Source organism: Pseudoalteromonas atlantica (assembly GCF_043641955.1).
In the GTDB taxonomy this organism is placed as follows: Bacteria; Pseudomonadota; Gammaproteobacteria; order Enterobacterales; family Alteromonadaceae; genus Pseudoalteromonas; species Pseudoalteromonas atlantica_A.
This window is the reverse complement of sequence record NZ_JBHZRV010000015.1, coordinates 19,414-32,404: the sequence shown is the minus strand read 5'-3', so window position 1 is coordinate 32,404 and position 12,991 is coordinate 19,414. Positions and strand designations below refer to the sequence as shown.

11 protein-coding genes are annotated in these 12,991 nt (G+C 42.8%); all 11 read right to left on the bottom strand.

Annotated features, from left to right (window positions below; all coding sequences use genetic code 11):
* Position 1: 1 nt before the first annotated feature.
* Genes ACHUE3_RS18660 through rsmH form a run of 11 tightly spaced genes read right to left on the bottom strand, consistent with a single transcriptional unit; the run spans position 2 to position 12,963 of the window.
* Positions 2–922, bottom strand: coding sequence for a D-alanine--D-alanine ligase (locus tag ACHUE3_RS18660; protein ID WP_394193814.1), 921 nt, complete (start codon positions 920–922; stop codon positions 2–4).
* Positions 919–2,328 (bottom strand): UDP-N-acetylmuramate--L-alanine ligase, encoded by a 1,410-nt coding sequence (gene murC, locus ACHUE3_RS18655; protein WP_394193836.1) that lies wholly within the window; start codon positions 2,326–2,328, stop codon positions 919–921. The genes ACHUE3_RS18660 and murC overlap by 4 nt, the downstream gene beginning before the upstream one ends.
* Before the next feature lie 50 nt (positions 2,329–2,378).
* On the bottom strand, positions 2,379–3,461 hold the full coding sequence (gene murG / locus ACHUE3_RS18650) for an undecaprenyldiphospho-muramoylpentapeptide beta-N-acetylglucosaminyltransferase (protein ID WP_394193813.1): 1,083 nt from the start codon (positions 3,459–3,461) through the stop codon (positions 2,379–2,381).
* On the bottom strand, positions 3,458–4,633 hold the full coding sequence (gene ftsW, locus ACHUE3_RS18645) for a cell division protein FtsW (RefSeq protein ID WP_394193812.1): 1,176 nt from the start codon (positions 4,631–4,633) through the stop codon (positions 3,458–3,460). The genes murG and ftsW overlap by 4 nt, the downstream gene beginning before the upstream one ends.
* Entirely contained in the window at positions 4,630–5,955 is a 1,326-nt protein-coding gene (murD, locus tag ACHUE3_RS18640) for a UDP-N-acetylmuramoyl-L-alanine--D-glutamate ligase (protein ID WP_394193811.1), read from the bottom strand. The genes ftsW and murD overlap by 4 nt, the downstream gene beginning before the upstream one ends.
* Positions 5,956–7,038, bottom strand: coding sequence for a phospho-N-acetylmuramoyl-pentapeptide-transferase (gene mraY, locus ACHUE3_RS18635; protein ID WP_394193810.1), 1,083 nt, complete (start codon positions 7,036–7,038; stop codon positions 5,956–5,958).
* Entirely contained in the window at positions 7,032–8,420 is a 1,389-nt protein-coding gene (locus ACHUE3_RS18630) for a UDP-N-acetylmuramoyl-tripeptide--D-alanyl-D-alanine ligase (protein WP_394193809.1), read from the bottom strand. Before ACHUE3_RS18630 ends, mraY begins: the two co-directional genes overlap by 7 nt.
* Positions 8,417–9,895, bottom strand: coding sequence for a UDP-N-acetylmuramoyl-L-alanyl-D-glutamate--2,6-diaminopimelate ligase (murE, locus tag ACHUE3_RS18625; RefSeq protein ID WP_394193835.1), 1,479 nt, complete (start codon positions 9,893–9,895; stop codon positions 8,417–8,419). The genes ACHUE3_RS18630 and murE overlap by 4 nt, the downstream gene beginning before the upstream one ends.
* On the bottom strand, positions 9,888–11,705 hold the full coding sequence (locus ACHUE3_RS18620; protein WP_394193808.1) for a penicillin-binding transpeptidase domain-containing protein: 1,818 nt from the start codon (positions 11,703–11,705) through the stop codon (positions 9,888–9,890). Before ACHUE3_RS18620 ends, murE begins: the two co-directional genes overlap by 8 nt.
* Complete coding sequence (gene ftsL / locus ACHUE3_RS18615; RefSeq protein ID WP_099296160.1) at positions 11,702–12,028, bottom strand: cell division protein FtsL; 327 nt, start codon at positions 12,026–12,028, stop codon at positions 11,702–11,704. Before ftsL ends, ACHUE3_RS18620 begins: the two co-directional genes overlap by 4 nt.
* On the bottom strand, positions 12,025–12,963 hold the full coding sequence (gene rsmH / locus ACHUE3_RS18610; RefSeq protein WP_394193807.1) for a 16S rRNA (cytosine(1402)-N(4))-methyltransferase RsmH: 939 nt from the start codon (positions 12,961–12,963) through the stop codon (positions 12,025–12,027). Before rsmH ends, ftsL begins: the two co-directional genes overlap by 4 nt.
* Positions 12,964–12,991 lie beyond the last annotated feature (28 nt).

Here is a 12,991-nt window from a genome sequence, read left to right as displayed (position 1 = left end):
TTTAAAGTGTTTGCTCCAAAATGCGAACAACTAATTGTTCAAAAGTTGCCCCGTTTGCTTTTGCGGCCATTGGCACCAATGATTTTTCTGTCATGCCAGGTACTGTGTTAACCTCAAGCAAGTAAAAATTCCCTTGCTCATCTTGCATAGCATCAACCCGACCCCAGCCACTTGCGCCAACTAAATCAAATGCTTGCAAAGCTATGTCTTGCAATAGTTTGGTTTGTTCTACAGATAAATCCGCAGGACAATGATATTGGGTTGTTGTTGATTGATACTTAGCTTGATAATCATAGAAGCCATTCGGTGTAGTCATTTCAATCACAGGTTGTACGTCATTACCAAGCACTGTTACTGTAAATTCACGACCTGTTATCCACTGTTCAACCAACACTTGGTTATCAAACTTAAACGCTTCTGTTAGAGCTAATTCTAATTCTTGTGCTGTATTGGCTTGTGCCATACCAATACTCGAGCCCTCATGAGATGGCTTAACCATCACCTTTTTAAGCTCGCTCATGATTGCTTTAGTATCAAAACCTCGTTTGCTATCAACAACTGCGTATGGCGCTGTGCTTAGCCCTGCTGATTTAAACAGGTGCTTGCAGCGAATTTTATCCATAGCTAATGCCGAACCCAAAACATTACTTCCGGTGTAGGGTAAGCCCATAAATTCAAGTGCGCCTTGAATTGTACCATCTTCTCCACCACGGCCATGCAAAGCAATAAACACCCGATCCACAGCGAGATCTTTTAGCTGCCACAATGGCTGCTCTTTTGGATCAAAAGCAATCGCGTTAACACCCGCACTTTGCAATGCATTTAATACTGCTTGACCCGATTTCAGCGATACTTCACGCTCTGCTGAATCGCCACCCAATAGCACTGCAACCTTGCCAAATTGTGTATTGAGTTGTGTCATACATCTACCTGCTTTAGCTGTTCAATCGACAACTCTGTTGCCGCTAACTTTTTAACTAATTGACCTATATTACCAGCCCCTTGCGTTAAAACTAAGTCATTGTCTTGTAATATATTAGCTAATACCCCTGAGAGCTCTGAATTACTCGCTATGTGTAATGGCTCTTTTCCACGCTGGCGTAAGCTGCGGCATAAACTCTTACTATCAGCGCCGATAATAGGCTCTTCACCTGCACTGTAAACATCTAGCAGTAATAGCTGGTCAACATCAGCAAGTACTTTAACAAAGTCCTCGTACAAATCACGAGTACGACTAAATCTATGTGGCTGGTAAATCATCACTAAACGCTTATCTGACCACCCTTCACGTACAGCTGCAATGGTCGCAGCAACCTCTGACGGGTGATGACCATAATCGTCAACGAGCATGACATTACCGCACTCATTTTCAAACGTACCGTAATGCTGAAAACGACGACCTATGCCTTCAAACTTATCTAACGCTTGTAAAATAGCTTGATCCGAAATATTTTGATCTTTTGCAACAGCAATAGCTGCTGTTGCATTTAACGCATTATGTATACCAGGCATATTCAGCTGAATCGTTAAATCATTACCTTGCTTGGTACGTACCGTAAACGTACAGGTATTGCCTTGCTGGCTAAAGTTGAGCATACGGTAATCTGCATCAGCAGACTCACCATAGGTGATTACAGGTCGAGCAAATCGAGGAATAAGCTCTGCCGCAACATCTGAATCAATACACACTACAGCTAACCCATAAAATGGCAGATTATGAATAAACTCCACATAGGTGTCTTTCATTTTGTCCAAACTACCACCGTAGGTATCCATGTGATCTTCTTCGATGTTTGTGATCACGGAAACCATAGGTTGTAAATGCAAAAACGATGCATCGCTTTCATCTGCTTCAGCTATCAAAAAGTCACTTTTACCTACTTTTGCGTTACTGCCAGCACTATTAAGTAAGCCGCCAATTATAAAGGTCGGATCAAGTCCTGCTTGAGCATAAATACTGGCTATCAAGCTGGTTGTTGTGGTTTTACCATGAGTACCGGCAATCGCGATACCGTGGCGAAAACGCATTAATTCAGCAAGCATTTCAGCACGGCGCACAACCGGGATACGCGCAGCTTTCGCAGCTATAATTTCAGGGTTTGTTTCGTCAATAGCGCTTGAGACAACAACAACATTCGCATCCTTCACGTTACTTTCATGGTGGCCAATAAACACTTCAGCACCGGCTTTAATTAAACGCTCTGTCATGGCGCTATGGGCTATGTCTGAGCCAGTAATGCGGTAGCCTTCAAAAGCTAGTACCTCAGCGATGCCTCCCATACCCGCGCCACCAATACCAATAAAGTGGATAGTGTCGATTCGTCGCATTGCTGGTCGTGATGGATTATTTACGCCAACACTTTGTTTGTTTAATTCGTTCACACAACTCTCTTTTTATCTGTTACTTGCTCACAGTGCTGTGCAACATGCGCTGTGGCATCAATGGTAGCTAACGCTTTTGCACGCTGCGCCATCTGATCTATTAATTTTGGCTGTTCTAAATAAGGTCTTAAGGTATCGACAATATTAGCTTGGTTAAATTCCCCTTGCGGCATTAACAATGCAGCTTCAGCAGCAACTAAAAATTGCGCATTTGCAGTTTGATGGTCATCAACTGCATGTGGGAATGGCACAAATAAAGCCATTTTTCCAGCAGCAGCAATTTCACTTACCGTGAGCGCTCCTGCACGACAAATAACGATATCCGCCCAGCTATACGCAGCATCCATATCATCAATAAATTCAGCAGCCTTTACTTGCTCTGTGCTAAATGCTTGCGCTTTATAGGCTTGAGTAACCCCATCGAGGTGACCTTTACCTGTTTGGTGCCACACATTTATCTCGGTTATTTGAGATAATGCCTTAAGGGTCGAAGGCAGTGTGCTATTGAGCACCTGAGCCCCTAATGAACCACCAACAACTAATACGTTAATTGGGCTTGATGCATCTCGAACTGCGACCTTTGCCACACTTTGACGAACAGGATTGCCAACCACTTCACTTTTGCCACTTTCAAATGCACTAGGAAATGCAGCAAGCACTTTATTTGCAAACTTTGCCAGCCACTTGTTACTCATTCCGGCAACTGCATTTTGCTCATGGATCACCAATGGAATTCCTAAGCTTCGTGCTGCAATACCTGTTGGGCCAGTTACATAACCCCCCATGGCTAAAACCACATCTGGACGATGCGCTTTTAAAACTTTGCGCGCTTGCATAATGGCATTGATAACCATAAAAGGCGCTTTAATTAAGCGCTTTAAGCCGTTGCCACGGACGCCTTTAACATTAATAAAATCAATCGCAATGTCATGCTTAGGCACAACCTGCGCTTCCATTCTATCAGCTGTACCAATCCAGCTTACCTGCCACCCTTGCTGTTTAAGGTGCTGCGCCACAGCAATGCCAGGAAAAATATGTCCGCCCGTACCGCCGGCAACAACGATTAGCTTTTTACTCATCGCTTACCTCCTCGGGATGTTGCTTGTTTGGTTGCCATTTTAGTTTCAAAATCAACTCGGAATAAAATCCCCGCGGCAATGGTCATGATTAATAAGCTCGAACCACCATAGGATACAAAGGGTAAGGTTAATCCTTTGGTCGGTAAAATACCGGCACTAGCGCCCACATTCACCATGGTTTGAAAGGCAAACCAAATTCCTATCGCTAATGAAAAATAGCCTTCATATTCTTTGCCGCATTTAAGTGCCTGCTGCCCAATTAAAAGAGCCCGAAAAACTAGAACGCAAAACACCGTTAAAATACTTAACACGCCAACAAAGCCAAGCTCTTCACCTATAACAGCAAAAATAAAATCATTATGCGCTTCGGGTAAATATTGTAACTTTTGTACGCTATTGCCAAGCCCTTGGCCAAACCAACCACCTTGACCGTAGGCCATTAAAGATTGCACTAGTTGGTAGCCCTTACCAAATGGATCATCCCATGGCTCTAAAAAACCAACTACGCGAGCCATACGATATGGCTCAACTATTATCAGTAAAACCACTAAGCCAATTCCCGTTAAAATTAACGCAAAGAACTGCCATAATTTAGCACCAGCTAAAAACAGTAAACCGACCGTGGTAACAAACATAACCACAACCGTACCTAAGTCGGGCTGTAATAAAATTAATAACGCATAAACGGCAAATACGGCTATCGGCTTTGCAAAGCCTTTTATGTTTTCTTGCACTTCTGCACGTTTACGAACTAGGTAACCCGCGATGTAACTAAAAAAGTAAAGCTTTGCAGCTTCAGCAACTTGAAAGCCAATTGGGCCTATTGGTATCCATCGTTTAGCACCGTTCACTTCACGACCAACGATTAAAACAATGACTAATAACACCATGCCTAATATTAATAAATAAGGGTTTGATCGCTTCCACCAATCCATCGGTACACTGCATGCAATCCAGAAAAGTACAAAGCTCATGGCTAAAAACATGCTATGGCGAATTGATATATGATACGGGTTATCGAACAATCGCTCAGCGGTTGCCATAGATGCGCTCGTCACCATGACAAATCCAACTCCAATAAGCATGATCACGCAGTACAACAGAGGCACATCATAAAGCTGGGCCGACTGCTTGGGCGTTAGTGCTTCGCGAATGTCAGCTAATGCAATCATTGCTCACCCGCCTGAACGCATTCGCAAAAATGATCGCCCCGTTGCATGTAATTGTTATACATATCGATACTCGCACACGCTGGCGCTAGCAACACATAATCACCAGTTTTAGCCAAAGCTTTGGCAAGCTTAACTGCCTGCGGCATATTTTCTGTTAAATGCGCTTTGTCAGTCAGTGCTTTGAGTGATTTAGCATCTTTACCAAAACAAATCAGTGCCTTAACTTTGTCTTGCAAATACGGTTTTAGCGCGTCTAAATCAGCACCTTTGGCATCTCCACCAGCAATCACAATTAACTGCCTCGCCTGCTCTGATAAACTATCAATAGCCGCAATGGTGGCACCAACGTTCGTAGCTTTGGAATCATTGAAATATTTGACACCACTGTACTCAGCAACAAACTGACAACGGTGAGCAAGCCCTTTAAATACGGCAAACGCTTTTGCAAATTGCTCAGCAGATATATCGAAAGGCTGTAATAATGCCATTACGGATAGCGCATTAAGGCGATTGTGATTTCCCACAACACTCAGGCTACTAACAGGTAAAATAGCTTTACCATGAGTAGTAAAGTAAGGCTCACCGTTTAATGTTGATATGCAATAATCTGCGTCAGACAGAGCAAAGCTCACTTGCGGGTTTACATCGGTATGAGTGGCTGAATCATTTTTGTTAACTACTGCCAATGCTGTATTGGTATAAATCGTTTGTTTGGAGTTTATATATGCTTGATAGCTAACATAACGGTCAAGGTGGTCTTCTGATACATTTAGCACTGTAGCGCTGGTCGGTTTTAAGCTGGTCGAAGTATCGAGCTGAAAGCTTGAAAGCTCTAGCACATATACATCAAAGTCACCCGCTAACAAATCAAGTACAGCAGTGCCAATATTACCGCCTAAGCCAACATTAAACCCTGCCGCTTTTAGAACATCATAGGCAAGAGTAACAACCGTTGATTTACCATTAGAACCGGTCACCGCGACTACTGGCTTGTCATTTAAACGCGCAAACAACTCTATATCACCAATCACTTCAACACCCGCTCCAATAGCGTCTGCCACTGCAGGTATTGTTAAACTAAGGCCAGGGCTAATAATTATAATATCGGCTGTTGATAAATTGGCACGGCTTAAATCACCAAAGTGAGTATTAAGTTCAGGTGCATTGCTGTGTAACCAATCTATACCAGGGGGGAACTCGCGGCTATCTACTACTGTTGGTGCAATATTATGAGACAATAAAAAACGCACAATGCCCAGACCGGTTACACCGAGTCCGAGCACTGTTATACGTTTGTTTTGTATCTCGTTTAAATAGCTCATTTACCTAATCTTTAATGTTACTAAACCTGCCAGAACAAGTACGATCGATATAATCCAAAAACGTACAATAACGCGGGGTTCTGGCCACCCTTTTAATTCATAGTGGTGATGAATTGGCGCCATTCTAAAGATTCGCTGGCCTCTTAATTTATAGGAACCCACTTGCAAAATAACAGACAAGGCTTCCATAACAAATACGCCACCCATAATCACTAAAACTAACTCTTGGCGAACAAGTACAGCAATAATTCCCAGTGCGCCACCTAGCGCTAATGAGCCCACATCGCCCATAAATACTTGCGCTGGGTACGTGTTAAACCATAAAAAGCCAAGTCCAGCACCGACAATCGCAGTACAAACAACAACTAATTCACTTGCTAGAGGTAAATGCGGAATATGTAAATAAGCAGAGAAATTAACGTTACCTGTTAAATAAGCAATAATTGCCAAGGCCGCCGCCACTAAAATAGTTGGTACGATTGCTAGGCCATCTAATCCATCGGTTAAGTTAACCGCGTTCGATGTGCCCACCACAACAAAGTAAGTCATTACGATATAAAACAAACCTAATTGCGGTAATACATCTTTAAAAAATGGCACAACAAGCGAGGTTTCATTGGCGTGATTTGCTGTAAAAAACAACGCACAAGCAACAACCAACGCTATCACTGATTGCCAAAAGTACTTCCACTTTGCAATTAACCCTTTGGGGTCTTTACGAATAACCTTTCGGTAATCATCAACAAAACCAACAATTCCGAGTGAGCCAATAACAAACAGCGTTGCCCATACATACTTATTAGCTAAATCAGCCCACAATAATGTGCTGGTAAAAATAGACGCTAAAATTAACAAGCCACCCATGGTAGGGGTGCCTTTTTTAGACAAATGAGATTCAGGCCCATCATCACGCACAACCTGACCAATTTGCATTTTTTGTAAACCACGAATCAGTTTAGGGCCAAAATACAAAGATATTAATAAGGCGGTTAAAATACCGAGCACAGCGCGTACTGTAAGGTAGGAAAACACATTAAATGCACTGTAATATTGGGTTAAATACTCTGCCAACCAAACTAACATGTCGGTGCTCCATTACTGCCACTTTGCTGGCTGTTAACTAAATCTTGTACAAGTAATTCCATTCGAGAGCTGCGCGATCCTTTCACGACGATAGTGGTTTTTTGTGATTTCTCAGTTAACCGAGCCTGCAACTGCTGTAACAACTGTTCTCGGTTGGAGAAATGACGATTAGGCTTTTCAAATTCATCACTGGCGTACTTACTCAATACACCTAATGTGTAGAGTTCATCAATACCTTTTTGTTTTGCGTATTCACCCACTTGTTGATGATACATGCGAGCCTCTTCCCCAAGCTCCCCCATGTCACCAAAAGCTAAAATTCGTTGACCTTCAATATCACTCAGTAAGTCAATTGCGGCTTTTACAGACTGCACGTTCGCGTTATAAGTATCATCGATTACAGTTAGCATATCGCTTACTTTAATCATATTTACTCGCCCTTTGACTTCACCCATATTAGCAAGTGCATAAGCAGCACTTTCAAGACTAACGCCAAACTCAGAGGTAAGCGCTGTTGCAATGAGTGCGTTCATTACATTATGTCGACCAGGCAAAGCTAATTGTACTTTTACGCGTTCATCAGCAGTGCAAATATAAAATGATGCGTGGGCCTGTTCATCAAGCAGCACTTCCTCTGCCCATACATCAAGCTTTTGTGTGCTTGAAAGGCGTTTGACTTTTTCTTTAGGGAGTTTATCTAGCCAAGATTGACTAAATTCACTGTCGCAATTAACAATCGCAATTCCGCCAGATTTTAAGCCGTCGTAAATCTCGCCCTTTGCTGTAGCAACGCCTTCGAGTGAACCAAAACCTTCAATATGAGCCGCCGCTACATTACAGACTACAGCCACATCCGGTTTAGTCATTGCTGCGGTATACGCAATTTCACCAATGTGGTTAGCGCCCAGTTCAATGACGGCATACTGATGCTGCGGCTCTAACCTTAATAACGTTAGAGGCACACCAATATCATTATTAAAGTTGCCTTTTGTAGCAAGTACTTCACCGTGGCCGCCAAGAATTGCGGCACACATTTCTTTAACCGTGGTTTTACCTACGCTTCCCGTAATAGCAATCGTCTTAGGCGCAACATTGGCCATTACCGCAGCGCCAATTTGACCAAGCGCTAAACGGGTATCGGTAACTAAGAATTGAGGAATATCTACATCCACTCTACGATGTACAATAACCCCAATAGCACCTTTGCTTTTTGCTTGCTCTACAAACTTGTGGCCATCAAAGTTAGGCCCTTGTAACGCTAAAAACACCTCACCATCGCACAAAGTACGTGTATCAGTATTTATATTCTTTATCGTTTTATTATCACTTGGGCTTTGCGTTGCTAACACATTAGCAAGCCAATCAAAATCCATAGGGATCATAACTGCGATCCTCTTTTTTGTTTTTTTAAGGTTTGTTGTACAAATTTACGATCGCAAAAATCTATGCGCTGCGAACCGATAATTTGATAATCTTCATGGCCTTTACCGGCAATTAAAACAACTTCATTTTCTTTTGCGTTATCAATAGCAAACTCAATTGCAGCACCACGATCCGCTTCTAAATGTGCGTGATGCGGATTATCCAACCCCGCTGCAACTTCTGTTATTATTTGCATTGGATCTTCACTGCGAGGGTTGTCACTGGTGATAATCACTTTATCTGCATTTTGTTCCGCAGCACGTGCCATTAACGGACGTTTACCTTTATCACGGTCGCCACCACAACCAAACACACAACTCACTCCGCCAGGAACATGTTGCTGTAGTGCTTGCAGTGCTAATGCGAGTGCATCAGGTGTATGTGCATAATCAACAATACACGTTGGTTGGCCTTGCTCACTGAAAGCCTGCATACGCCCAGCAACCGGTTGTAAACTCGCACAACCTGCCGCCAAAGCTTCAAGCGGGTAGCCTAAACCTAACAAAGTCGCAATTGCAGCAGCTAAATTGTACAAGTTAAATTCACCAAACAGTGGGCATTGTATCGCGATGTCACCCCAACTTGTAGTTAACTGTGCCGAAATGCCCGCTTTGTGGTAATTTACATCGGTAAAATACACAAACTTTGCACCCGCTGGCACCAAACCTTTACGGCCATAACAAACCAAGTTTGCAAAATCATATTGTTCTAACCATTGTTGCACTTGGTTGTCATCTTGGTTTAAAACAATCAATTGAGAATCAAAATCTCGAAATAGCATTAATTTAGCTTGTGCGTAACTGGCCATATCGCCATGGTAATCGAGATGATCACGCGAAAGATTAGTAAATACAGCCGCTTTAAATCGACTGCCCGATACACGATGTTGCACTAGTCCATGCGATGAAACTTCCATCGCCACCAGTTGTTTTTCCTGTGCCACAAGTTCAGATAAAATTCGTTGTACTTCGACACATGAAGGCGTGGTGTTTATCAATGGTGTTAACGAGTCTGGCTCGCCATATCCTAATGTTCCAATAATTGCTGCAGGCTTTGCACAAAAGTTGGCTAGGTGAGCTATCATTGCGGTAGTTGTAGATTTACCATTGGTACCAGTCACACCCACTAAATCTAGTTGTTTACTGGGCTTTCGATAAAAATGACTAGCTAGGGCTGGAAGCTTTTTATCTAAATCTGATGCTAAGTATAATTGTTCAAAATCACTGTCAAACTCACATAAGCGATCTGCAATAACCGCTACAGCGCCGTTTTTAATCGCTTGCTCTATAAATTGCCCGCCATCTAATTGATGGCCTTTAATAGCAACAAATACATCGCCCGGTGTTACATCGCGACTATCTAAGCGCAGCTCATTTACCATCAAGCTCGTTGCATCTATTTCAATGTGTTTTAATATTGTGTGTAAATCACGCACCATCATCTTTGCCCTTCACGTAGGCCACAGAACCTTTATCTGGCGCTACGTTTAAAATTCGTAAGGAATTAGAAATTATTTCAGCAAATGCAGGTCCAGCCGTCGCACCGCCATAATAAACATCTCCACCGGGCTCATTGATTAATACCACAACAGCTAAACGTGGATTACTCGCAGGTGCTATGCCAGCAAAATAACCAACATATTCGTCACCGTAACCGCCTACCGCCGCTTTTTTAGAAGTACCTGTTTTCCCTGCTGCACGATAACCGTCTACTTTAATCCGGCTTGCAGTGCCTCCATCTTCGAACACGCTTTCCATCATATGCACAACGGCTTCAACATCTTTTTGCTGAAATACCCGTTCACCTTCAGGGATAGAGTCTTGCTTTAATACGGTGAGCGGTCTATTAACACCACCCGCACCTAACATGGCATAAAAACGAGCCATTTGAGCAGTACTAACAGCAATATTATAACCGAATGATAATGCAGCAATTTCATGATCAGACCAACGACGATTTGGGTAGAATAAACCACTACTTTCACCGACCATACCGGTTCCTGAATCAATACCAAAGCCTACTTTTTGATATAAACCAACAAAGTAATCTTTAGGTACGTCTTGGCTCACTTTCGTGACACCCATATTGCTTGAATATTTTAAAATATCCCGTAGCGTCATATCACCATGATTGCGCGTATCTTGAACCAAACTACCGCCTAATCGCATCCAGCCTGGGTAGGTATCAACGGTATCCTCCGGTTGGATTGTGCCGTAGTCTAATCCAGCTAAAATGGCCAGAGGCTTAACGGTTGAGCCTGGTTCAAACAAATCTGTAATCGCACGATTACGACGCTTATGAGGCGCTGCATCGGTTAGATTATTGGGATTAAAAGAGGGGCTGTTAACCATCGCCAGCACTTCGCCGGTTTTCACATCAACTACCATGGCTGAGCCTGATGTGGCTTTATAAGTCAAAACAGCTGATTTGACGGCTTTATATGCTATTGCTTGAATACGTTGATCAATGCTTAGCTGAATATTTTCAGGCTCTACTCGCTCTCGTTCATCTAGTACTTCAACCTCTCGGCCTCGCCCATCTTTACGAATTGTACGGCGACCTTCCTCACCCGTAAGGGCATTTTCATAGAGCTTTTCAATACCTTCAATGCCTTTACCATCAATATTGGTAAACCCTAATACATGGGCGGTCACTTCACCAGCAGGGTAATAGCGCTTAGATTCATCGAGCAAATGAATCCCCGGTAGGCGTAAATCACCAATATAATTTGCAACAGCAGGGGTTACTTGGCGTTTAAGGTATACAAAACGTCGAGTTGCATCATCACGCAAGCGGCTGTTTATTTTTTTCGGTTCAATGCGTAAAACATCGGCGAGCTCTCGCCAGCGTAAGTCATTTTTATAATATAGCGCGACACGTTGATTAAGCAGGGCTTTATTTTCACTTAGCGCCTTTTGATCCTCGCCATTTTTACGTGCCTGTCTAAGCACTTTTGCAACTAAAGATTTATGAAGGGCTTTGGGGTCAGCATACACACTAACCACAGGTACACTGACGGCGAGCTCTTTACCATGACGGTCAAAAATCATTCCTCGCTGAACATGCAATTTTTCAACTCTTACCGTGCGTTTATTGCTTTCAGAGCGTGCTTTATCAGGCTCAATAACCTGAAGATAAGCAGCACGAGACATCAAAGTTACAAAAACAAGCAGCACAACAGAGCACACCAGCATAAAACGCCATGTGATCAAACTATTTACTGGTTTTTTCGCTCTGCTTCTCATGGCAGTGTTATCACCTGTTCATCTTGGCTTGTTGGGCGTTTCATCTTTAGCTGCATAATCGCAATTTCTTCGATACGCGCATGCTGCGAATAAAACTCTTCCTCAACAAGCAAATAGCGCCACTCAAGATCAAGTTCATCTCGCTCTTGTAGCAATTCATCTTGCTCTATCAACTCTTGGCGAGCGAGGTGGGTAATTTGCACCACACTCAAACTAGATGCGAATATCACAACCAACAAGGCCGAGGTTAGCTTATTTGCTCCTAGGCCTTTTAAAATTTCTAAAAATAAGTTGGGCTGGCGATGATTCGCTTTTGGTTTCATCCCAACCTCTGTGCAACCCTAAGCACTGAACTACGAGAACGTGGATTACGCTCAATTTCATCTTTACTTGGCTTGATAGCTTTACCCACTGCTTTTAACGTCAGATTTTTATTTATTTGTGCATCTGTTAAAGGCAGACCTCTGGGTAATGCTGCTCCCTTACTCTGTTTTTTAATAAATTGTTTAACAATACGATCTTCTAGTGAGTGAAACGAAATCACAACCAATCGACCACCAGGCTTCAATACATCAATAGATGCTTGTAATGCTGTTTGAATCTCTTCTAATTCGCTGTTGATATAAATTCTAATCGCTTGGAAAGTACGTGTCGCAGGATGCTTAAACTTATCCTTAACTGGCACTGCTTCGTCAACTAAATCAGCAAGTTGCTTTGTTGTTGTAATCGGTGTGTGCTCACGTACTTCAAGTACTTTGTGCGCAATGCGGCGACCAAACTTTTCTTCACCATACGTTTTTATAACGTGAGTAATATCTTCAAGTTCAGCCTCTGCAAGCCATTGCGCAGCGCTACGACCACTGGTTGGATCCATACGCATATCTAATGGACCATCTTTCATAAAACTAAAACCACGATCCGCATCATCAAGCTGTGGTGAAGACACCCCAATATCTAATAAAATGCCATCGACTTTACCCAACAGATCGTTTTGCTGTGCAACGTCGTATATATTTGAAAATCGAGTGTGGGCAATAGCAAATCGGCTGTCGTCGGCAAATTTTTCAGCTGCTTTTATAGCTTGTGGATCTTGGTCAATTGCCTGCAGGCGACCAGCATCACTTAATCGCGCAAGTATTTGCCCTGAATGTCCGCCACGGCCAAATGTACCATCCATGTAAATGCCGTCAGGCTGAATTGCGAGAGCATCGATGGTTTCGTCCATAAGCACGGAAATGTGTTCAAATTGCGCTGTCATTAGTTATTAATTGCCTTTTTTATTAGCT

Coding starts and splice junctions, on each gene's coding strand:
- ACHUE3_RS18660 (WP_394193814.1), bottom strand. CDS start 922: ATGACACAACTCAATACACAATTTGGCAAGGTTGCAGTGCTATTGGGT.
- murC (WP_394193836.1), bottom strand. CDS start 2,328: ATGCGACGAATCGACACTATCCACTTTATTGGTATTGGTGGCGCGGGT.
- murG (WP_394193813.1), bottom strand. CDS start 3,461: ATGAGTAAAAAGCTAATCGTTGTTGCCGGCGGTACGGGCGGACATATT.
- ftsW (WP_394193812.1), bottom strand. CDS start 4,633: ATGATTGCATTAGCTGACATTCGCGAAGCACTAACGCCCAAGCAGTCG.
- murD (WP_394193811.1), bottom strand. CDS start 5,955: ATGAGCTATTTAAACGAGATACAAAACAAACGTATAACAGTGCTCGGA.
- mraY (WP_394193810.1), bottom strand. CDS start 7,038: ATGTTAGTTTGGTTGGCAGAGTATTTAACCCAATATTACAGTGCATTT.
- ACHUE3_RS18630 (WP_394193809.1), bottom strand. CDS start 8,420: ATGATCCCTATGGATTTTGATTGGCTTGCTAATGTGTTAGCAACGCAA.
- ACHUE3_RS18620 (WP_394193808.1), bottom strand. CDS start 11,705: ATGAGAAGCAGAGCGAAAAAACCAGTAAATAGTTTGATCACATGGCGT.
- ftsL (WP_099296160.1), bottom strand. CDS start 12,028: ATGAAACCAAAAGCGAATCATCGCCAGCCCAACTTATTTTTAGAAATT.
- rsmH (WP_394193807.1), bottom strand. CDS start 12,963: ATGACAGCGCAATTTGAACACATTTCCGTGCTTATGGACGAAACCATC.